General features: G+C 54.7%; 18 protein-coding genes and 2 pseudogenes. 7 read left to right on the top strand and 13 right to left on the bottom strand.

The window, feature by feature from the left end; translation table 11 throughout:
• Positions 1-7: 7 nt before the first annotated feature.
• The 4 genes and pseudogenes from LRS40_RS04465 to LRS40_RS04450 all read right to left on the bottom strand — a co-directional run.
• Positions 8-1,237 carry a restriction endonuclease subunit S gene (locus LRS40_RS04465; RefSeq protein ID WP_231313201.1) on the bottom strand — a complete coding sequence of 410 codons (1,230 nt, stop codon included), beginning with the start codon at positions 1,235-1,237 and terminating at the stop codon, positions 8-10.
• A 1-nt stretch (position 1,238) separates the two neighbouring features.
• Positions 1,239-3,830 carry a type I restriction-modification system subunit M gene (locus LRS40_RS04460; protein ID WP_231313200.1) on the bottom strand — a complete coding sequence of 864 codons (2,592 nt, stop codon included), beginning with the start codon at positions 3,828-3,830 and terminating at the stop codon, positions 1,239-1,241.
• A gap of 113 nt (positions 3,831-3,943) precedes the next feature.
• Entirely contained in the window at positions 3,944-5,230 is a 1,287-nt protein-coding gene (locus LRS40_RS04455; RefSeq protein ID WP_231313199.1) for an McrC family protein, read from the bottom strand.
• Positions 5,223-5,705, bottom strand: a pseudogene (locus LRS40_RS04450) (restriction endonuclease); the annotation flags it as partial. The pseudogene LRS40_RS04450 and the gene LRS40_RS04455, both read right to left, overlap by 8 nt.
• Positions 5,706-5,767: 62 nt before the next feature.
• Here LRS40_RS04450 and LRS40_RS04445 point away from each other — a divergent pair.
• A pseudogene (locus LRS40_RS04445) lies at positions 5,768-6,917 on the top strand (IS3 family transposase).
• Positions 6,918-7,016: 99 nt separating this feature from the next.
• A complete protein-coding gene (locus LRS40_RS04440) occupies positions 7,017-7,886 on the top strand; it encodes a hypothetical protein (protein WP_231313198.1) in 870 nt (289 codons plus the stop codon).
• 109 nt (positions 7,887-7,995) lie between these two features.
• Here the strand turns inward: LRS40_RS04440 and symE are convergent, their stop codons facing one another.
• The gene (gene symE / locus LRS40_RS04435; RefSeq protein WP_231313197.1) at positions 7,996-8,328 is read right to left on the bottom strand and encodes an endoribonuclease SymE; all 333 of its coding nucleotides are present in this window, start codon (positions 8,326-8,328) and stop codon (positions 7,996-7,998) included.
• 236 nt (positions 8,329-8,564) lie between these two features.
• Between symE and LRS40_RS04430 the strand changes: the two genes are divergently transcribed.
• Both LRS40_RS04430 and LRS40_RS04425 read left to right on the top strand, forming a co-directional pair.
• The gene (locus LRS40_RS04430) at positions 8,565-8,903 is read left to right on the top strand and encodes a DUF1493 family protein (protein ID WP_231313196.1); all 339 of its coding nucleotides are present in this window, start codon (positions 8,565-8,567) and stop codon (positions 8,901-8,903) included.
• A gap of 357 nt (positions 8,904-9,260) precedes the next feature.
• Positions 9,261-9,494 (top strand): type II toxin-antitoxin system CcdA family antitoxin, encoded by a 234-nt coding sequence (locus tag LRS40_RS04425; RefSeq protein ID WP_231313195.1) that lies wholly within the window; start codon positions 9,261-9,263, stop codon positions 9,492-9,494.
• A 184-nt stretch (positions 9,495-9,678) separates the two neighbouring features.
• Here LRS40_RS04425 and csiR read toward each other — a convergent pair whose 3' ends face one another.
• Genes csiR through glaH form a run of 5 tightly spaced genes read right to left on the bottom strand, consistent with a single transcriptional unit; the run spans position 9,679 to position 15,438 of the window.
• Positions 9,679-10,362: a DNA-binding transcriptional regulator CsiR gene (csiR, locus tag LRS40_RS04420; protein ID WP_142488044.1), complete on the bottom strand. Its 684-nt coding sequence runs from the start codon at positions 10,360-10,362 to the stop codon at positions 9,679-9,681.
• Positions 10,363-10,407: 45 nt separating this feature from the next.
• Entirely contained in the window at positions 10,408-11,691 is a 1,284-nt protein-coding gene (gabT, locus tag LRS40_RS04415; protein WP_231313194.1) for a 4-aminobutyrate--2-oxoglutarate transaminase, read from the bottom strand.
• A 17-nt stretch (positions 11,692-11,708) separates the two neighbouring features.
• On the bottom strand, positions 11,709-13,157 hold the full coding sequence (gene gabD, locus LRS40_RS04410; RefSeq protein ID WP_231313193.1) for an NADP-dependent succinate-semialdehyde dehydrogenase: 1,449 nt from the start codon (positions 13,155-13,157) through the stop codon (positions 11,709-11,711).
• 23 nt (positions 13,158-13,180) lie between these two features.
• On the bottom strand, positions 13,181-14,449 hold the full coding sequence (gene lhgO, locus LRS40_RS04405) for an L-2-hydroxyglutarate oxidase (protein WP_231313192.1): 1,269 nt from the start codon (positions 14,447-14,449) through the stop codon (positions 13,181-13,183).
• 11 nt (positions 14,450-14,460) lie between these two features.
• Positions 14,461-15,438: a glutarate dioxygenase GlaH gene (gene glaH, locus LRS40_RS04400; protein ID WP_231313191.1), complete on the bottom strand. Its 978-nt coding sequence runs from the start codon at positions 15,436-15,438 to the stop codon at positions 14,461-14,463.
• 353 nt (positions 15,439-15,791) lie between these two features.
• On the opposite strand from glaH, the gene LRS40_RS04395 reads away from it, so the two are divergent.
• The 3 genes from LRS40_RS04395 (at position 15,792) to LRS40_RS04385 (ending at position 19,316) form a co-directional block, all read left to right on the top strand.
• Entirely contained in the window at positions 15,792-17,273 is a 1,482-nt protein-coding gene (locus tag LRS40_RS04395) for an APC family permease (protein ID WP_231313190.1), read from the top strand.
• Positions 17,274-17,305: 32 nt separating this feature from the next.
• On the top strand, positions 17,306-18,730 hold the full coding sequence (gene patD / locus LRS40_RS04390; protein ID WP_231313189.1) for an aminobutyraldehyde dehydrogenase: 1,425 nt from the start codon (positions 17,306-17,308) through the stop codon (positions 18,728-18,730).
• 160 nt (positions 18,731-18,890) lie between these two features.
• Positions 18,891-19,316, top strand: a complete 426-nt coding sequence (locus LRS40_RS04385) for a FosA8 family fosfomycin resistance glutathione transferase (protein WP_231313188.1) — start codon at positions 18,891-18,893, stop codon at positions 19,314-19,316.
• A gap of 52 nt (positions 19,317-19,368) precedes the next feature.
• Here LRS40_RS04385 and LRS40_RS04380 read toward each other — a convergent pair whose 3' ends face one another.
• From LRS40_RS04380 to LRS40_RS04370, 3 genes are read right to left on the bottom strand one after another with little or no spacing between them, the layout of a single operon-like run.
• Entirely contained in the window at positions 19,369-20,190 is an 822-nt protein-coding gene (locus LRS40_RS04380) for an alpha/beta fold hydrolase (RefSeq protein WP_142488055.1), read from the bottom strand.
• Positions 20,191-20,220: 30 nt separating this feature from the next.
• A complete protein-coding gene (locus LRS40_RS04375; RefSeq protein ID WP_231313187.1) occupies positions 20,221-21,831 on the bottom strand; it encodes an MFS transporter in 1,611 nt (536 codons plus the stop codon).
• The gene (locus LRS40_RS04370; protein ID WP_370649956.1) at positions 21,828-22,238 is read right to left on the bottom strand and encodes a DoxX family protein; all 411 of its coding nucleotides are present in this window, start codon (positions 22,236-22,238) and stop codon (positions 21,828-21,830) included. Before LRS40_RS04370 ends, LRS40_RS04375 begins: the two co-directional genes overlap by 4 nt.
• Positions 22,239-22,243 lie beyond the last annotated feature (5 nt).

Here is a 22,243-nt window from a genome sequence, read left to right as displayed (position 1 = left end):
CTCCTTGTTAGACAAACATTTTACTTAAGCATGCCTGCTTGATGTTGTTGAGTTTGGTGATTTGTTGCTGGTGTTGGTTAATTAGGGCATCAAGCTTTTGAAAGTAGTTACCGATGGCCGCTTGTTCTTCATTAGTAGGAATAGTTACGGTCAGGTTTTTAACAATATCGGAGTTAAGGTTAACTTGGCTTCCTGGTTGGCCAAATTGTTGCCACTTTGTTTCAAAAGATTTTAACCATTGATACATAAACTCAAGTTCAAAAAGTGGCTTTTTGAATATTAGAAAACCATCGTGAACCCCCGTTTCAACATAGTTAACTACAGGTTTACCAACACTCGCGGCTATGCTTAACAGCAGATGTCTTTCATGCAATACACGAGTTTTTTCTTGGCCAAGCTTTGAAATTCTCTGCTCTAGAAAGTGAATTCTGCCATCTTGCTCGGTCACATCTCTAATACGTAACCAACCAACACTTGATTCACTATCGAACCATTTAGGATCTTCAATCGGGCGAGGGCTCGCGCCGCGAACAATTTCAGCTAATTCACCTAACTCCTTCTCCTCCCACTCACCACTAAACCCCTTAAAGCGGATTTCTGGCATGGTTTCGCCTTGTTTTGGGAACATCTTTCCCAGCAAGGATTTTTTAAAGTTGCCGAGTTTGTCATACTTTTGTTGGTGTCGGTTGATTAAGGTATCGAGCTTTTGGAAGTAATTTCCGATAGCATTTTGCTCTGACCTTTTAGGCAAGGAAACCGAGAAACCTCGAATGTCATGTAGACTCAAATGTGGTACCGCTGTTTCAGTCTTAATACCTGAAATATGGTTTAAGAAGTCCTTTTGTATGTACTGGTAAATAAATTCAGGATTTACCTCACTACACCTAACGCGAGTAACGCGTTGTACTAAAATGGCAGGTAAATTAATCGACTCTATTTTGGCATAACTTTTTCCAATTAATGCACCATCCATTTGAATAACAATGTCTTCTGGCTCAAGTAAATAATTTTCTAAACCTTTAGATGATGGCCAAAACTCAGAAATTTCAGGTGATACATCTAAATATCCCCTTTTGACATTCATTCCCCTCACCAGAAGAATGCCTTCAGCGGTAAATTCTTTACTATTAAAAGGGTTGCCAGTAAGCAGATCCGTGCATTTGGCTAAATTAGATTGTACCCACTGCCCACTAAATATTTTAAACCGGATTTGTGGTATCTTCTTCTTGACACTCATCTTATTCACCCTTCAATAAGTTGGTGAGTACTTCCAAGCCTTGTAGATCAAATTCATTGCCTGTGAGTTCACCTATCATTTCCGCCAATTCTTGCTCGGTGGTTTTTATATCATTGGCCACTTGCGAATAGGTGACAGCGTATTTATCAGCAAGGGCTTGTACTTGGCGGGTGAGCTGGTTAATCACGGCGTTTGGCATGGCTGCGAGTTCCGTGCTTAATGGCATAATCCATTTGAGGCGCAGCAAGTTGTTCACCTGTTCATCGTTTAAGGCTTCGATAGTTGTTTTGGTTTTTAAGTGCAGGGCAGTGGCGGCATCTTTGACCGTTTTTTTCAGGGTTTTTTCTTCATCAATTAATTTGTTCGCACGAATGATTTTGGCTTCATAGCTTTCTTCTGCGAATTTAACTTCGCTGTCTTTATGCTCTTTCAAGAAGGCCTTGGCGGCTTTACTCAATTCGGCATTGGCAAAGCCGTCTTTACTTTCTTTTACCGTATCTTGTTCTTTTTCTTCTTCGGTTAGAGATTCTAAAATTTCTTCCAGTGTGCTGGAAATTTCTGCCAATCGAGTTTCTTTATCGGCCAGGGCTTGTAAGTCATCACTTAAGTAAGTTTGTTGCACTAAATCAAAGGGCAATATGTGGCCTTTCCAGCCGTCTTGTACTTCGGTGTCTTTGCCGTCTTTCTTCTTGATGACTATATTAGGGTCAACTTGTTTGGTGGCGGCAAAACCTTCAGTTTGCATCATTTCTAAATCGGCGCTGATAATTTGCCATTGGTTGTTTAGAAATTGGTAAGCCTGGTATTTGTCGATTAAGGTAATGGGGGCTAAGCGAGTAAATAGCTCGGTACTTAATATCGCCTCTTGTTGGTTACGCTTTACGCTTACCCAGTTTTGTATTAATTCTGTGTTTAGGTGGTCATCAAAGCCATTAAAGGCTTGGTTGTAGGCGCTGATAAACGCTAACACTTGCGGATGCCCACTGATGCTGGCGTTGACGTCTTGCTTGGCAATGGCCAGTTCACTGTAAGCAGCAGATTTTGGCGCAAACAGAGTATTGTGCAATTGCGGAAAAGCTTGCCAATAGTTGTGTAGTTCGGCAATTTCGCTGTTGGGGATGCCGCCGAGCATGGTGGCGTGTAAATCCCAGCTTGGTGCCGGAGCAGAGGAATCTACATAGCGCGGTATGTTGAGGTTATAACCGTTGTCGCGCAGGGTTTGTTTGCTTACGAGTTGCGAGAACTTGTCGATACTTTCGCGGTTAATCACCGCATCGGTAATACGTTTGATATCACTGGCTTGCAGTTTGTTGTTTTTGCCTTCTTTCATAAAGTGTTTGGAGGCATCGACGACCAATACATCGGTGTTTTGGCGTTTTTGTTTGAGTACTAAAATCACAGTGGGAATGCCGGTGCCAAAAAAGATATTTGCCGGTAAACCGATAACAGTATCAATGTGATTCTGCTCAATGAGTTGCTTGCGAATTTCACCCTCTTCACCGCCACGGAATAAGACACCATGGGGCAGTACAATAGCCATAATGCCATCGGGTTTTAGGTGGTAGAGATCGTGCAGTAAAAAAGCAAAGTCGGCTTTGGTTTTAGGCGCCAGGCCAAAACGTGAATAGCGTGGATCGCTGTCTTTAAAGCTGGGGTCCCAGTTTTGTGAATAAGGTGGGTTGGACACCACGGCATCGACATGCAAGGCGTAGTACGAGCCTTGTGGATCGCTTTCATCAAAATACGGCCAATCGTCTTCTAAGGTATCGCCATTACGGGTTTTAATGTTACTGGCTTTGATACCACGCATGATGAGGTTCATACGGGTTAGGTTGTAGGTGTTGGCTTTTAACTCTTGGGCGAAATATGTGATGCTGTCTTTATTTTTAGCGTATTTCTCGATCGCCTCACCGATATTGATCAGCAACGAACCAGAGCCGGAAGTAGGGTCGTAAATTTTGATGGTATTTTTGTGTTTTAACTCATGAGCGATGATGTTCGACATCAGTACCGAAACTTCATGAGGCGTGTAAAACTCACCGGCTTTTTTACCCGCATTGGCGGCAAATTTTTCAATCAGGTATTCGTAAATGTAGCCCAGGACGTCATACCCTAGATTACTGTTCATGGGGATGCTTTTGATCAGGTGTAGCAAGTCGCTGATGGCTTTGGTGCGTTTGCCAGCACTTTCACCCAGTTTGCTTAAACCTGTTTCTAAGGTAGTAAAAATGCCTTCAAACAGTTTTTTGTAAGTTGGCGAAATCAAACGGCTAAAGGCGGAGAGTGCATCTCGCACGTTAGACTCATCAAATTCGGATGTTGGATCAATCCATGTAGAGAACAGATTATCGTAGGCAATAAAGTAGCCCAGGTTGTCTTGAACGTATTTAACGGTGTCGGCGTCTTCTTCATTGAGGGCTTTGATGTCTTCGGGCGTCATACCCTGTCTGGTGACAAACTGCACCAGCTGGTCGCTTAGGTACTTGTAGAAGATGAAACCGAGTATGTAATCTTTGTATTCGTTGGCTTCAATTTTAGAACGCATCTGGTTGGCAGATTCCCAGATTTTTGCTGCAAGCTGCTGTTTATTCACTATAATTCCTGTTAAAAGCAATTCTTTTTTGGAAAGGGCTATTTTAGGGTTTTGATTGTACGTTTGATAAGAGATCCTGGCTAGCGGCAAGGTTTTCGAGTTTGGCTTAGTAACTATATATTGGACACATCACCTACCCACATCATCCTCTCCCCGCGCTTTGCCATTATCCGATATGGCACAACCCACAATCTTAAGGTGTCAGAGAAAGCAAAGTGCTGCGGTATCGGTTGGCTAAAGTCATCATGCGCAGGGTAAATCAGATACATCTCGCCTGTTCCACCAAGGTATTTTTGGCCGTAGGCAAACATTTGATAGAAGTCGGATTGCGCTAGTCCATACAGTGATTTTTTTTGTAATTTGTTATCCACCAGCTTCCATTTTGTATCCATTACCATTTTGGTCTGAACCGGTTGCAGCGATTGAATCAACAAGTCAGGGCGAAGCTTAAAGCAGTCGTTAGGCCCATGCTTCACAAGAGAATAAGTGGCAGCCTGTGGTTTAACTTTAAGGTGAGTAGGGAGTTCGTCAGGGAGAGTTTGTGCAACAAAGGATTCAAATAGCGCTTCCATAGGGAATAGGAGTGATATTGCATCGGTATTTCCCTGCAAGGCACTCGGGCTCATTCCTCTCAGAATCAACTGCGCCCAAGCCATTGGCTTATTGTAATGAGCCATACCACGTTCCAGGCGTAAGCTGTTTATATCACTTTCTATATCCCGGCTAAGTGGAATCCCGTCAAACGCAAAGCGCAGTTCGTAAAGCCAGCGTTGATTCTCTGATGACAGCTGCAGACTAAGTAACTTATCCAGTGCGGAGTGTAAGAGCCGATTGGCAGCACAATCAGGCATATACTCATCATAATCGACACAAAACTTATGGCGATTTACCGCGTTATGTCGCAGCTGTGCAGAAAGCATCAGCTTGCCCTTCATAAAAGGCAGATTACCTTGCTCGCTCACATAGTCGGAGCGTAAACCTTGTTTAAGCAATTGGCTGACGCTTTGCAAAAACTGGCTGATAAAAATCTCGAGCAAAGGCATGCGCTGTGCCTGAAGAGTGGCCTGCTGGGTTTGAATATGTCGAAACCCAGGCAGGTGACTTAGCATCGTCAGCAATGTTTGACGTGCATTAGCCGCTGTGAGGTTTTTACCAACCTTGGGCAGTATCTCAAGCTGGAAACAGTGAGGTGTTGAAAGCATCCCCGCGTAGTTTTGAACCTGAAGCAATTTGAAGCCTGAGCGAGAGGTGAGTTTGAGGAACTGGCTCCCTTGATTACTTGCCAGGCTAAGCGCTTCTAAATAATTAAAGACCAGTGGAGGCACCGGTTTTGCGCCAACTGAAGCCGCTTTGTCACTCCCCAGTAGGTCATATTCAAAAACGGAGATAACTTCACCCATGATTTACAACCTGCTCATCAAGGGGTGTCTGCTGGGGCTGATAAATTGAACGATAAGCCTGTGGAATATTCCAGATCTCTTGATCGAAATCTTTAAGCTCGTAAGCTGTTGATTGCTGATCATGGCGTCGTAAACCATGGTTGTTACCAAAAAGCGTATCGAGATCGTCGATTTTCTCAATCACGAATTGCAGGTTGTCGTCTTGCTTTTGATTGTCTGCCAGCACCAACCGGATCTTGTTCCAGTCATCGAAAAAGTATTCCTGTAAAAGCGGAATGATCTTTTTCTGGAATGCGATCTTCAATTGTTTAAACGCAGTGTCTTCATCACCGGCATCGAGTGCATTTTTTACCGGCATAAAGAACGCATGTCCTAGCGTATGTTCACGATCGTAAAGTGCTTCGATGCGGCTGTTGAGTTTCTCTAACAACGACTCGAGTTCTATGCCTTTCACCTTACTTCCACTCAGCAAAGTGAATCGCCACGGGTTTAACAGACACCTCAGAGTCATTTAAGATGGCTTAAAGAGAGGTGCCCATGAGCGGTAAGCGTTATCCCGAAGAGTTTAAAATTGAAGCAGTCAAACAGGTTGTTGATCGCGGTTATTCTGTTGCCAGCGTTGCAACACGTCTCGATATCACCACCCACAGCCTTTATGCCTGGATAAAGAAGTACGGTCCGGATTCTTCCGCTAATAAAGAACAGTCAGATGCTCAGGCCGAGATCCGCCGTCTCCAGAAAGAGCTGAAGCGGGTTACCGACGAACGGGACATATTAAAAAAAGCCGCGGCGTACTTCGCAAAGCTGTCCGACTGAGGTACGCCTTTATCCGTGACAACACCTGTTGCTGGCCTGTTCGCCTGCTCTGTCGGGTGCTGGATGTTCATCCCAGTGGTTTTTTTACGCCTGGCTTCAGCAGCCGCATTCACAACGCCATCAGGCAGACCTGAGACTGACAGGACAGATTAAACAGTTCTGGCTGGAATCGGGATGCGTCTATGGTTATCGCAAAATCCATCTGGATCTGCGGGACAGCGGGCAACAGTGCGGAGTGAACAGAGTCTGGCGACTGATGAAACGTGTCGGGATAAAGGCTCAGGTCGGATACCGGAGCCCGCGGGCACGTAAAGGCGAGGCCAGTATCGTGTCGCCCAACAGGCTCCAGCGACAGTTCAATCCGGATGCTCCGGATAAGCGTTGGGTAACGGACATAACCTACATCAGGACCCACGAAGGCTGGCTGTATCTTGCCGTGGTTGTTGATCTGTTCTCACGCAAAATTATCGGCTGGTCCATGCAATCCCGGATGACAAAGGACATTGTCCTGAACGCACTGCTGATGGCTGTATGGCGCCGTAATCCCCAAAAACAGGTGCTGGTTCATTCGGATCAGGGCAGTCAGTACACAAGCCATGAGTGGCAGTCGTTCCTGAAATCACACGGCCTGGAGGGCAGCATGAGCCGTCGCGGTAACTGCCATGATAATGCGGTTGCAGAAAGCTTTTTCCAGTTGTTGAAACGCGAACGGATAAAGAAAAAGATCTACGGAACGCGGGAAGAAGCCCGCAGCGATATTTTTGATTACATCGAAATGTTTTATAACAGTAAGCGTCGGCATGGTTCCAGCGATCAGATGTCACCGACAGAATATGAAAACCAGTATTATCAACGGCTAGGAAGTGTCTAGATTATCCGTGGCGATTCAGATGGCCTCTACAAAGCGGGTATCCCAGAACTGGCGAGTTATGGCGCCGTTGAGCTGGCGGATTCCAGTATTGATGAGGGGTTGCGTAACGTTAATTTTATCTACAACGCCAGCGTACCCTTTGCCCGATTTACGAGCCAGCTACGCCAGGCCCAGCTTGCTGCGCAGCCTGTTAACTGGATCGTTTACGGTCGACATCCGCAAATACTGGATGCGGGACATGTCGTTGAGTTGATGCTGAAAAACGATCTTAACGAGCTTGTCTATCGAACCACCAGAAGGAAATTGCTGAATCCGCTTGTTGCTACGTGTAGCCGTAAAACGGTGGCAACCTTTATGGAATCGGAAGCCCATCAGGAGATGCTGGATGCGAACCGCAAGGGTAAATCCGGGGATATGCTCCGCGAAGCGATGAATCGTGGGGTTACTACGACCTATATCGATGAAGCCCTGACCAGCCTGAAAGCCATCACCCAGGCTGTCCAGAACTGGTCGGTGGTGAAGTGGTCAATCTTCAGCGCTGTCATTATCTATCTGTTTATGCCTCTGTACACAGCGTATGGCGATATCTGGTCCAACGACAGGGCGACAGGACGCGTCTATCTTACCCCGTTCACTAACTGGGATAATCAGCATAATTTACTCGCTTCCCTGGAGGTACTGGCGCGTTACTGTGGCCTGTTTATTGCCATCGTCGCCATAGTTATCTCTTTGCTGGGGTATTTATGGCGCAGTGGCTGGGTCCGCTGGCGAATGGGTCAGCATCTGGCTAAATGGGCGGTGAATAAAAAGATTTTACGTAGCGGTTGGTTCATAAGCCTTATTCTGACCAGCCTGCTCACAGCTTCCCTGTTAATGTTTTTCCCGATCTGGGTGACAAATGAGGGAGAACTCTTTGGGCAGTATTCCTTAATTGAGTTAATTCGCTGGGTTGCTCAGTTACTAAGATAATACGACCAGGGCTCCCGGTATGTTTTCAGGGAGCCTCTCTTTTCACCGGGCAGATTTTCACTACCAACAAAAAGGCGCCCACCGGCGCCTTAATCATACTATCGCTGTCTTAAGCCTTTCGAACCTTCCCGGATATCACCCCCACAAAGTCCATCACCTGCTGTTGCTCCTGGTCCGACAGTTGACTCACCTCACGCATCAGCGTCTCTATCTCCGGCTCTCCCTGCCGGGACGTCAGGATCATACAGCCCTTCATCACCTTCACATCTACCTTCGTTCCGGTGCTGAACCCGGCTTCATTGAGCCACAGGCCTTTCATAATAAATGCAGGGATGCGGGTGTAATCCCCGTACCGCGTCGCATAACTTACGGTAAATACCCGGTCGTCGGCGGCAAAGACTTCTGGTTGCAGTGATTCTGCAATACAATCGATATCAGTCATGGTTACTATTCGCTATTCATAGTGATTGTGATGAGCGATACGGGCATGTTGGCGCATGCCCGTATTGCGTTAAATAACACCTGTAAATTTACCCAGTAAATAAAATTAAGTCCAGATTAATATAAAACGTAATAAGCGCGATTAGACTGCTTTGGAATATTAATGCGATAAATTAAATTTCGGTGGATAATCATTGTTTTACATAACTGTTAGTAACTCATAAGGAAATGCGAATTATGGTAGAGGATATTGAACAGCATATTTATGTGCTCGCCAGACGCTACAATGGCGTGTATCTCATCAATAATGAGAAAAAACAAAAGTTACTCAACGCAGATACAGACATAGATACTGACATGTTACTAGATGTTGACGAAGCCGAAGAACTCATGGAGGGCTTTTTTAGAGAATTCAGCGTTGCCAGGGGAGGCTTTAATATAAAGATCTATTATCCCGATGAGCCTTTTTCCTGGAATCTATTTAAGAAATCTGCTCCTGTTCCTGTTCCTGTTCCCGATTTTACGATTAGCATGTTGATCGAATCAGCTAAAGCCGGGAAATGGTTGTACGACTAATCATAATCAAAGAGCTAAATAAATTCCGATACCTGTACACTTATTTTTGACTGTTCCTAAAAAGCCAACTTTATTGGAGGCTTTGCTTTTAAAAGGGTTAGACGAGAGAGCGTTGGGATAGTGAGACATTCCGAAAAAGTATCCAGGCTACGACCGGGATGTGCCGTAATTTGCACCTGGGTGGCGGATGTTAAGCCCGCAGGTAAGCAAAAATAGCATCCCTTAGTCATTCCTCCTCGCGCTCTGACACGACCTTCCCGATTATCTTGTGGGAAGGTTGTGCTTAAAGGCATTCTGCTTTCACGAGCGGACCAGCCATAATGGATATTTACCACAATAAATATAAGGATAAATATCATGACTCATACTGAACCAAAGAGAACTGTTACCCTGATCGTGGACCCAGCCCTCTACGATGAAGTGAAGCTATCCGGGGCGAACATATCTGCCCTCTTTAATAAAGCATTGCTCGTCGAACAGAAACGGCTGCAGGCCGCTCGCTGGACAGAAGAGAGCAGGGAAGGGCTGGAAGAGATGCGCCGCTTCTTTGAAACCCACGGCCGTTTTTCTGACGAACCAGGGAAGCTGTGATGCAATTCTGCGTTTACCGCATTAAAGGAAAGAACAAGACCTATCCGTACCTGCTTGAGGTGCAGTCCCCTGGCGGATTATTATTTGGGGCGCGGCGCATCTGCATCCGCCAGTGCCGCATCGCTTCCTGGCCCACAAACACACATCCACTTCAAAGTGCCTGTTTTAAGGTGCATTTAACTTTTCATGTCGCCAGACCCACCCCCATCGCCCCCCTTATTATCGGAATCGGCGTCAACAAATGCTGATACATCAGCTCCCCCGCCTTATCCGCATCCCGCGCCAGCACCGCATCCATCAGCTTCTGATGCTCCACATGCTTCTCTTCTAACATCGCAACAGACAAAACCGTCTTCCGCAGCCACACATACCGATACCGTGCCGCCAGATCAAAAAGCCTCTCCCGCATCTGCATCAAATACCGCGACCCACACCCAACCACAATCGCCGTATGAAACGCCTGATGGCGCTGGTCCCACTCATCCAGCATCGTCTCGCTGGCGTCGCGGGATTCGAGCTTGTTCAGCAGATGCATCCGGGCGAGGAGGTCGGCTTCCCACTCTTCGCCGCCGCGCTCTATAGCGAGGCGCACCAGCATCGCCTCCATGTTGGCGCGGGCATCAAAGATATCGAGCAGCTCCTGTTCGGACATGGGTGCCACCCGGTAGCCTTTCTGGTTAATGACCGTGACCAGCCCCTCGGCAACCAGCTGCGACAGCGCTTCGCGCAGCGGGCCGACGCCCAGTTCATACCGGGAGGTCAGCAGGCTCATCCGCAGCTTCTCATCCGGGTGATACACGCCGCGGATAATGTCGTTCTTCAGCCAGCGGTAGCCGTCGATGGCCGTTGCCTGGGAAATGATGGTCATGGTCGTGCTCCTTGAATACGGCCCGGCCTGCACCGGGCGTAAAAATTAACCCTGCTTCGCCTCGTCAAAACATTCGGCGATGATCGCCAGCCCCTGCTGAAGCTGCGCCTCTTCCACGGTCAGCGGCACCAGGATGCGCAGCACGTTATGGTACGGGCCACAGGAGAGCAGGATCAGCCCTTTGTCCCGCGCCCGGGCCACAATCTGCGCCGTCAGGGCGGCGTTCGGCTTATGGTGGTCACCCTCTTCAAACAGCTCGATGGCGATCATCGCCCCCAGGCCGCGAACGTCGCCGATCTCAGGGTGTTTTTCGGCGATAGCCAGCAGGCCTTCGCGCAGGGTGTTACCCAGCTTGTTGGCTTTGCCCAGCAGATCCTCCTGCTCGAAGACCTTGATTACCGCCAGCGCGGCGGCGCAGGCGATCGGGCTCCCGGCGTAAGTGCCGCCCAGTCCGCCCGGGGCGATGGCGTCCATCACCTCGGCGCGCCCGGTGACGCCCGCCAGCGGGAAGCCGCCGGCAATGGATTTGGCGAAGGTGGTGATATCCGCCGCCACGCCCATCTGCTCCATGGCGAAGAAGGTCCCTGTGCGGCCCGCGCCGCTCTGCACTTCATCGGCGATCAGCATGATGCCGTGCTCGTCGCACAGGTCGCGCAGGCGCTGCATAAAGGCCGGGGAGGTGGCGTAGAAGCCGCCTTCACCCTGGACGGGCTCGATCACGATAGCGGCGATATCTTCCGGGGCGGCATCGTTCTTGAAGATGCGATGGATGCTGGCGATGGCGTCGTCATCGCTGATGCCGTGCAGGGCGCAGGGAAAAAGCGCGCGATAGACGTGGCCCGGCATCAGCCCCATGCCCGCCGAGTAAGGGTTCACTTTCCCGGTGAGCGACAGGGTGTAATGGGTGCGGCCATGATAGGCCCCGGTGAAGGCGATGGTGCCGTTGCGCTTTGTCGCCGCGCGGGCAATTTTCACCGCGTTCTCGACCGCTTCGGATCCGGTGGTCACCAGCAGGGTCTTTTTCGGGAAGTCCCCCGGCACTTTCTGGTTCAGGGTTTCGCAAAGTTCCAGATAGGGTTCATAGGCCAGCACCTGGAAGCAGGTGTGCGACAGCTTTTTCAGCTGCGCTTCCACGGCGCTGACCACCTCCGGGTGCAGATGCCCGGTGTTCAGCACCGCAATCCCCCCGGCGAAATCAAGATACTCCCGGCCTTCGACGTCCCACACCCGGCAGTTCTCGGCCCGGGCGGCAAAAATCGGGTGGATCTGACCCACGCCACGGGGAATGGCATTGCTGCGACGCTGCATTAACTCTTTATTGCTGCTCATTTAAATCTCCTGAAAGATTAAAGGCCGATGCACATATATTTGATTTCTAAGTAATCTTCTATGCCGTATTTGGAACCTTCCCGACCCAGGCCGGAGGCTTTAATGCCGCCGAACGGGGCCACTTCGTTGGAGATAATACCGGTGTTGATCCCGACGATGCCGTACTCCAGCGCCTCGCCGACGCGGAACACGCGGCTCAAATCACGGGCATAGAAGTAGGCGGCGAGGCCGAACTCGGTGTCGTTAGCCATATGGATAACATCGGCTTCATCTTTAAAGCGGAACAGCGGCGCCAGCGGGCCGAAGGTCTCCTCTTTTGCCACTTTCGCATCACCGGGTACATCTACCAGAATAGTCGGTTGGAAGAAGTTGCCGCCGAGTTTATGCTGCGATCCGCCGGTAATAATCCGCGCGCCTTTCTCCAGCGCGTCGGCAATGTGTTCTTCGACTTTGTCCACCGCCTTACTGTCAATCAGCGGCCCGATGGTGACGCCCTGGGTCAGGCCGTCGCCAATCTGCATCTTCTCCACCGCCTGCTGGAGTTTTTCGGCAAAGCGATCGTAGACGCCGTCCTGCACGTACAGGCGGTTGGCGCAGACGCAGGTCTGCCCGGCGTTGCGGAACTTCGAGGCCAGCGCCCCTTCCACGGCCTTATCGAGGTCGGCATCGTCAAAGACAATAAAGGGCGCGTTGCCCCCCAGCTCCAGCGACACTTTTTTGATGTCCTTCGCGCACTGGGCCATCAGCTGGCGGCCTATCCCGGTCGAGCCGGTAAAGGAGAGCTTGCGCACCAGCGGGTTGCTGGTCAGCTCGTTGCCGATATCGGACGCCGAACCGGTCACCACATTAAACACCCCTGCCGGGATCCCGGCACGTTGCGCCAGTTCGGCCAGCGCCAGCGCGGAGTAGGGCGTCTGGCTGGCGGGTTTGAGGACCATGGTGCAGCCTGCCGCCAGGGCCGGACCGGCCTTGCGGGTGATCATCGCCGCCGGGAAGTTCCACGGAGTGATGGCGGCGGTCACGCCAATCGGCTGCTTAATCACGATCAGCCGCTTGTCCGCCTGATGGCCCGGAATGGTATCCCCGTAGACGCGTTTCCCCTCTTCGGCGAACCACTCGATAAAAGAGGCGGCATAGCTAATCTCGCCTTTCGCTTCCGCCAGGGGTTTGCCCTGCTCGAGGGTCATCAGCCGGGCCAGATCGTCCTGGTTCGCCATCATCAAATCGAACCAGCGGCGCAGAATGTTGGCGCGCTCTTTGGCAGTGAGCGCTCGCCAGGCGGGCAGGGCGCGGTTCGCCGCCTCAATCGCCTCGCGGGTCTCGTCAGTGCTCATTTTCGGCACGCTGCCCAGGGTCTGGCCGTTCGCCGGGTTGGTCACGGCGAGGGTCTCACCACTGTGGGCGTCGCACCACTCTCCTTCTATATAAGCCTGCTGGCGGAATAAGCTGGGATCGTTGAGTTGCATGATGGCTTCCTGTCTCAGAATGATTAACGGGTAAACGCGGCATGTAAGGTCTCCACACTACCGGCAGCCCGCAGCGCACGCCCGGGGTTGTGCTGGCTGGCGAGCAGGGTCTGAACCTTGCTCACAATATGCGCCCCGATGGGGATCGCCGAGGTCGCCGCCGGGGAGGGGGCATTACAGGTATGGATGGTGCGCGGCGTGGTGACAAATAAAAAGTCGTCGATCAGCTTACCTTCTGGCGAAACTGCCTGCGCCCTCACACCCGCAGGCCAGGGGTGCAGATCCTTCACCGTCAGGCCGGGGCAGTACTTCTGCACCAGCTTCAGATAGCCGCTTTTGCACAGCGAGTTTTTCATCTCACCCAGGCCCGAGCGCAGGTTGTTCTGCAATACCCGGCGGATGCCCGTTGAGCCAATAATTTCCAGCATATCGGACAGGGAGAAATCGCCCTTGCGGTAACCCTCGCGCTTAAAGGCCAGCACCGCGTTCGGCCCCACCGTCACGCTGCCGTCGATCATCCGGGTGAGATGCACCCCGAGAAACGGCATCGCGGGGTCGGGGATGGGGTAGATAAGATGGTTGACGATCTGATTGTGCTCCGGCGCGAGGCGAAAATACTCCCCGCGGAACGGGCAGATAATAAACGCGGGATCGATGCCGAGCATTTTCACCAGCCGGTCGGCCATCAGCCCGGAGCAGCTGATTAAGGTGGAGGCTTCATACTCGCGTCCGTCGTGGGTGTGGATCACCACCCGGTCGCCGTGCTCTTTCAGGGCGCTGACCTCGGCGCGATAAATCACCTCTCCGCCCTTCGTCTGAAAGCGTTTCGCCATCGCCGCCGCCACTTCGCGATAGCTGACGATCCCGCTGGAGGGGACAAAAATCCCGCCCAGCCCGGTGATGTTGGGCTCGCGCTCGCGCAGTTCGGCGGCGCTGAGCCATTCGCGCTCGATGCCGTTGGCGGCGGTGCGGTCCCACAGGGCACGCATGCGCTCCATCTCCAGCGGAGAAGTGGCTACCAGCATCTTGCCGCAGGTATCGTAGCGGATGTTGTGTTGATCGCAGAAGGCTTTGGTCGCCCGGTTGCCCGCCAGGCAGAACTGCGCCTTCAGGCTGCCGGGGGTGTAATAGACCCCGGCGTGGATCACCCCGCTGTTGTGCCCGGTCTGGTGGCAGGCGGGGCCCGCCTCCTTCTCCAGCAGCGCAATGCGGGCGTCCGGGTAGAGTTCAATCAGCTGCATGGCGGTCGACATGCCGATAATGCCGCCGCCGATAATCACGAAGTCATACATCCGCTCAATTCCTACTGATGAGTCTGATAGTGGCTGGTGGCGTAGCTGATATACCCGCGCTGGCGCATCAGCTCCCGGTGCAGATCCGGATGCGGGGTGAAGCGATCCCGACCGTGCAGCCAGAACATATTGTTAATCAGCAGGAATTTACCCACCGGTACCGGAATGGAGACGATGTTTTTGCTGCCCTCCAGCGCGTCAGAAAGTTCGCTCAGCCAGACGCCCTCTTCAAAATCTTTCGGCTGGACGAACTGGTCGATATAGCGCATCACCGGGCGGCCCTGCTGGTCGACGTCAAACACCGGGTGGAACACATCGGCGGCCACGTTTTTGCTCGGCGGCGCGGTCCAGCGCAGCGGGCGACGGGCCAGCGGATGGCTGAAGACGGTATCCAGCGACTCCCAGTCGTCGAGATGCAGCAGCAGGGAGTTGCCGCCCTGCATGTTCTGCTCGTCGATCTTCATCATCAGCACGTAGTCGGTCACTTCGTCGACGAAGGTGCCGTCGTTGTGCAGCTCCAGCACGCGGTGGGGCTGGCGGAGATAGCTGTCGGAATTATCGACGTTTTTCACCGTAAAGCGGGCGTAGTACTGGCCGCTCATAGCGTCGTAATTGGAGCGTCCGATCAGGTGCGCGACCGCGGTGGCGATCTTCACCATCTCGTCGGCCTGAGTGACGTTATCCACCCCCTCGGCGTCGATTAACAGCGCGCCCTGGTCACGGCTGAGCAGGGTGTTCAGCAGCAGGGGCTGGAGCTGGTTGCCGCACAGGTCATCGAGGATCTTTGCCACCCGAAAGCGCAGGAACGATTTGTACTCCAGGGCCTGAATGGGCCACTGCTCCACCTCCCGCAGGAACTGCTGCGTGACCTCCGCTGAGAACGTCAGCTCCAGCAAGCGCGGAGACTGCACGGATGTCGTGATGCTGAAACCGGTGATGGTCCGGGACAACGCCTCGTCGGGCTGTTTTACGGCGGTAAGTGCATTCATCAGAATCAATCCTCTCAGAAAGTATTCAGGAGACAGGGCAGTGCATTTCGTAGCCATAAATTAAAAATATCTACGTTTTGACGAAATGGGCCTGTTCAGTGCTGATTGTTTGAATTTTGTGATGAAGGCGTGAAAAACAGGGGAAATGGCCTGGAAAAGGCGGGCTCAGGTCGCGATCTCGCAGACCTGACGTGATACGGCTCACGGAAAATGCGGTTTATCCTTAACAAAAACGTGACATATCCATACAAATCTTAACAAATCGCGAGGGCAACGCTGTACGGCCTTGAGGCGCTCTTCTATACCTTGATTCGTGTTACCTGCGACTCAACCCCATCACAGAGAATAAACGTATGGAACAGACTTCTGGCAAGAAAAGTGAAGCAATTCATAGCGATAATACACAGCAATTTCACCGCTCCATCGGCCTTATCTCTAACTTCTCGCTCGGGTTCACCTACCTCTCGCCGCTGACGGCGGTCTACTCCCTGTTTGCCCTGGCGGTGACGCTGGCGGGGCCGCCGGCCATCTGGTGGATCCCAATCGTGGCCTGCGGACAGCTGCTGGTGGCGCTGGTGTTTGGCGAAGTGGCGTCGCAGTATCCGATTACCGGCGGTCTCTATCCCTGGGCGCGTCGCCTGTGGGGCCGGAAATATGCGTGGATCGCCGCCTGGATCTACCTCTGGGCGCTGGTGGTGACCATCACCTCGGTGGCGGAATATACCGCCACCTTCGTCGGATCGCTGTTCGGCTTTGAAACTTCGGCCGGCAACATGCTGATCACCTCGGTGGTGCTGCTGCTGATGATGATGGCCATCAACATGTCGGGGACCAAAAACCTCGCCCGGGTCGCCCGGATTGGCTTCTGGTGTGAAATTGTCAGCGTGATTGCGCTGGGGATTTATCTGCTGCTGTTCCATCGCGCGCAGCCCTTCTCGGTAGTCTTCGACTCGATGGGGGTGATCGCCAAAGACGGCAGCTACCAGCCGGCATTTATGGCGGCGGCGCTGATCGGCCTGTTTATGTTCTTCGGCTTTGAAGCCTGCGGCAACGTGGCGGAAGAGGTGAAAAACCCGAGCAAAAAGATCCCGATTGCGATGATCCTCAGCATCGTGTTTGGCGCCCTCTCGGCGATGGTCTCGATCCTCGGCTACCTGCTGGCCTCCCCGAACCTGATGAATATCGTTAACGGCCAAATTGCCGATCCGATCCCTGCGATCCTCAACGAAGCCCTCGGCGAGACTGGCGCCACGGTGTTTATCATCATCGCGGTGATCGCCATGCTGTCGTGCATTCTCTCCCTGCAGGCCGCGTTAAGCCGCCTGATCTTCTCCTTCTCCCGCGATCAGATGCTGCCGGGTAGCGCCTGGATGTCGAAGCTGTCGAAAAACAGCGTCCCGGATAACGCGATGATCGTCAGCTGCCTGCTGCCGGTGCTCATCTGCGTGTGGGTCTACTTCCAGCCGGATAACCTGGCGCGCATCACCGCCTTTGCGGTTATCGGGATCTACATCTCCTTCCAGATGGTGGTGCTGGCGGCGCTGCGCCAGCGGCTGAAGGGCTGGAAACCGGCCGGGGAGTGGAGCGTCGGTGGCTGGGGCATGCTGGTCAATATCCTGGCGCTGGCCTACGGCCTGTGCGGCATCTGGCTGCTGGCGCAACCGGCTGAGAGCGCGAGCTTTATCGACCGCTGGACGGTGCTGGTGGGCCTGGCGGTGGTGGTGATCTCTGGTCTGATTTACATGGCGCTGGCCCGTCCGTTCGGGCGCTCAAACGCGCCGGAAAATGACGCGATCGAGCATGCAAAACGGCTTAACGCAGGACAACCTCTGTAATTTCCCGGAACATAAAAACAATGGAGTCGGCTATGCAAGACAACTTATTGATCAATGGCGAACTGATTGCGGGTTCAGGTGAGAAGCAGCCCGTCTACAACCCGGCCACCGGCGAGGTGCTGCTCGAGATTGCCGAGGCCAGCCCGGAGCAGGTGGACGCCGCGGTGCAGGCCGCCGATCGCGCCTTCCGCCAGTGGGGCCAGACCACGCCGAAAGCGCGCGCGGAGTGCCTGCTGAAGCTGGCGGATGTGATTGAGCAGAACGCTGACACCTTCGCCCGACTGGAGTCGCTGAACTGCGGCAAACCGCTGCACTGCGTGCTGAACGACGAGATCCCGGCCATTGTCGATGTGTTCCGCTTCTTTGCGGGGGCAACCCACTGCCTGAACGGCCTCGCCGCAGGGGAGTACATGGAAGGGCACACCTCGATGATCCGCCGCGATCCGGTGGGCGTGGTGGCCTCCATCGCCCCCTGGAACTACCCGCTGATGATGGCGGCGTGGAAGCTGGGCCCGGCGCTGGCAGCCGGGAACTGCGTGGTGCTTAAGCCGTCGGAGATCACCCCGCTGACCGCCCTGAAGCTGGCCGAGCTGGCAAAAGATATCTTCCCGGCCGGGGTGATTAACGTCCTGTTTGGCCGGGGTAAAACCGTGGGCGACCCGCTGACCGGCCACGACAAGATGCGGATGGTCTCCCTGACCGGCTCCATCGCCACCGGGGAGCACATTATTTCCCATACCGCGCCGTCGATTAAGCGCACCCATATGGAGCTGGGCGGCAAAGCGCCGGTGATTGTCTTTAACGACGCCGATATCGACGCGGTGGTCGAAGGCGTGCGCACCTTCGGGTTCTACAACGCCGGGCAGGACTGTACTGCGGCCTGTCGTATCTATGCCCAGAAAGAGGTTTATAACGCGCTTGTGGAAAAGCTGGGCGTCGCCGTCGCCAGCCTGAAAATGGGGGCCCCGGAGGATGAGACCACCGAGCTCGGGCCGGTCAGCTCCGCCGCCCATCTGACCCGCGTCAGCGAGGCGGTGGAACGCGCCAAAGCCCTGCCGCACATCCACGTGGTGACCGGCGGAAGCGTGGCGGGCGGCGGCGGATATTACTATCAGCCAACCCTGCTGGCCGGGGCGAAGCAGGAGGATGAGATCATCCAGCGCGAGGTCTTCGGCCCGGTGGTGAGCGTCAGCATGATCGACGACGAAGAGCAGGTGCTGGAGTGGGCCAACGACTCACAGTACGGCCTGGCCTCGTCGGTCTGGACCCGGGACGTGGGCCGTGCGCACCGCATGAGCGCCCGCTTACAGTATGGCTGCACCTGGGTGAATACTCACTTTATGCTGGTGAGTGAGATGCCGCACGGCGGGCAGAAGCTGTCCGGTTACGGCAAGGATATGTCGATGTACGGCCTGGAGGATTACACCGTGGTACGGCATGTGATGGTGAAGCACTAACTGCATTGCCCGGCGGCGCTCCGCTTGCACGGGCCTACAGGTTTTGTAGGCCGGGTAAGCGCAGCGCCACCCGGCGGTAATGCTGACAGGCTCGCTTCTGTTTATGCACCGATAAACATGCTAAAGAGGTAACATTAACCCCTGTCCAGGACCCGATCCCATGCTCAGTTCCCTCAACCACCTGACCCTCGCCGTCAGCAACCTGCCGGCCAGCATCACCTTCTGGCGCGATCTTCTTGGCCTGCGCCTGCACGCCGAATGGCACACCGGTGCTTATCTCACCTGCGGCGATCTCTGGCTCTGTCTGTCGTATGATGACACGCGCACATTCATCCCGCCGCAGAACAGCGACTACACCCATTACGCCTTCTCCATCGCACAAGAGCACTTCGCAGCGTTCACGCAAAAGCTCCAGGACGCAGGTGTTATCGTCTGGAAGGAGAACAAAAGCGAAGGGGAGTCGTTCTACTTTCTCGACCCGGACGGGCACAAGCTGGAACTGCACGTGGGGGATCTGGCCGCGCGACTGGCGGCGTGTCGGGAGAAGCCTTACGCGGGAATGGTTTTTACGTCGGATGAGGATTAACAGGGAAAGTAGGCCGGGTAAGCGTAGCGCCACCCGGCATTAAGCGCTGAACTTAAAGCGACTTCACAAACGTCAGCAGATCTTCATTCAGCTGGTCCTGATGCGTCAGCGCAAAGCCGTGCGGCGCGTTGTCATACACCTTCAGTTCCGCCTTGCTAATCAGCTCCGCCGCCACTTTACCGGTAGTTTCGAACGGTACGATCTGGTCGTTGCTGCCGTGGATCACCAGCGTCGGAACGTCGACTTTCGCCATATCCGCACGGAAGTCGGTTTCGGCAAAGGCGGTCACGCAGTCAATAGTCCCTTTCAGCGAGGCCAGCAGGGCGATGTTCAGGGTCTGGGTCAGCGCGCCTTCAGAGACTTTCTGCCCGGCGTTGATGCCGTAGAACGGGGTGGCGAAATCGCTGATGAACTGGGCGCGATCTTTCAGCAGCCCGTCACGAATGCCAGCGAACACCGACTGATCCACGCCCTGCGGGTAGGAGTCGGATTTGCCAAAGATCGGCGTCACTGCACCCAGCAGCGCCAGGCCTGCCACACGATCGGTGCCGTAAGTGCCGATATAACGGCTCACGTCGCCGCCGCCCATCGAGAAGCCCACCAGCGTCACGTCGCGCAGATCGAGCGCGGTGATCAGGTCGTTGATGTCGGAGGCAAAGGTGTCGTAGTCATAGCCATTCCACGGCTGATCCGAACGGCCAAAGCCGCGGCGGTCGAAGGCGATGGCGCGGAAACCGCGTTCCGCCAGATAGTTAAGCTGGCTGTCCCACATGTCGGCATCCAGCGGCCAGCCGTGGCTGAACAGCACCGGTTTACCTGCACCCCAGTCTTTGTAATAAATCTGAGTGCCGTCTTTCGCTTTAATCGTCGCCATAGTCTCTTCCTCAAAGTGCTGTTTTAGGTTTTAAACCGGCGCTACCAGGTAGCGGGTCGCCGGAGGTGCATCGCCCTGATGAAAAGCCAGCACGCGGCTTTGCAGCAGGTGGTCATTCATGGTGTGGCGCTCCTGCAGGCGCAGGTGTTCCACCCAGGAGCCCATCAGGAAGGTCTCGATATAGAGACCCGGCTGGTCGATATCTTCATACACCGCCCAGCTGATGGCGCCCGCGCGGCGGCGCACCCGGCGCAGCTCGTGGACCGCCTGCAGGAAGTCGCTGGCCGCTTCAGGATCGATCAGGTACTCGCAGGAGACCAGCACCGGGCCGCGCTCGTTGGGGATGCTCTCCCGCGCGTCGTCGGCAATCAGGCCGCTGGTATCGAGGTTCAGGTTGGGATCTTTCTCCAGCTTCCAGCGCAGCACCGTGGCGCTGGCCAGCAGCATCCCGACCGTCGCCACGCAGAGTGACGTGGCGGTGTTAACGTGGGAAGCAATCTGTCCCCAGATGGCGCTGCCTGCGGTCATCGAGCCGAAAAACACCGTCAGATAGACCGCCAGCGCCCGGGCCTTCACCCAGCGTGCGGCGCTGCGTTGCGCCCCGAGGTTGAGGGTGGAGAGCACTGCGATCCACGCGAAGCCGGTGAAGAACTCAAACAGGTTCAGCAGCCAGAAGTGGCGCACAAAGGCCAGGGCCAGCATGGTGAGGGCGAAGACCAGGCTCGCCGCCACCATCAGCCGATCGGCGTTCAGGCGCTGGCGCAGACGCGGCAGCAGCACCGCCCCGGCAATCGCCCCCAGCCCGATACAGGCCAGCATAATGCCGTACCCCGCCGGGCCGAGGCCCAGCTCCCGACGCGCCACCAGCGGCAACAGCGCCCAGCCCGCGCTGGCGAAGACGAAGACTGCCACGGTGCGGATCAACACGTTACGCAGCACCGGGGCGGCGTGAACGTAGCGCACCCCGGCGCGTACCGCCGAGAAGAAGTGCTCCGGCGGCAGGCGCTGCACCGAGGCGGCAGGTTTCCAGCGCCATAGCACCCAGGCCACGCCCAGTACCGACAGAGCGTTGAGCAGAAACACCATCCAGGGTCCGGCCAGCGAGAGCAAAAAGCCCCCCAGCGCCGGGCCGATGGCGCGACTGATGTTGACCCCCAGCGAGTTCAGCGCCACCGCCGGGCCCAGCTCCGCCTTGCTGACCAGATCCGGCACCACCGCCTGGAACGGCGGCGAGCTCATGGCGCTACCGACGCTCAGCAGAAACGCCGCGGCCAGCAGCACCGTTGGCGTGACCTGCCCGGTAAAGGAGAGGATCGCCAGCCCCGCGGCGGCAATAAACATCCACAGCTGGGAGAAGAGCAGGTACTTACGCCGGTCGACGATATCCGCCATCACCCCGGAGGGCAGGGCGAAGAGGAACATCGGCAGGCTGCTTGCCGCCTGCACCAGGGCGATATCCAGCGGATCGGCGCTGAGGGTCAGCATGCTCCAGTTGACCCCCACGTCGCTCATCCACGAGCCCACGTTGGACACTACCGTGGCGATCCACAGCATGCGGAACACCCGCTGGTGCAGCGGCTGCCAGGTGGACATCGTCGGGGCAGGCGGATGCTCCACGTGCGCGTCGGTGATCTGGGTCATGCGAATCTCTCCGTGGCCCGCGAACGGACCCGCCACGCGCCGGGGCCGGTGATCGCCAGCGTCGTAAAGATGATCAGCAGCAGCCAGCCAAACTGACCTTCGGCAATCGACCAGCCGGGATGCACCACCAGCATCGCCACCAGCAGCACGGCAACGATCGGCACGCAGGCCAGCCGGGTCGCCACGCCGAACAGGATCAGGATCGGGCAGATCACTTCGGCGACGATCGCCGGGATCAGGCTGAAGTACGGCCCGAAGCCAAAGGGATCTTCGATCCGCGTCAGTTCTTCGCTGAAATGCACGATCTTCGGCAGGCCGTGCACGTACAGCAGCAGCAGGCTGCCGGCGATCCGCAGGAAGAACAGCCCCAGGTCAATCCGGGGCAGGGTCTGTGTGTGTGAGTTCATCATGA

The sequence above is a fragment of the Leclercia sp. G3L genome, from assembly GCF_021117075.1.
GTDB lineage: Bacteria > Pseudomonadota > Gammaproteobacteria > Enterobacterales > Enterobacteriaceae > Enterobacter > Enterobacter adecarboxylatus_C.
This window is presented reverse-complemented; position numbering and strand designations above follow the sequence as displayed.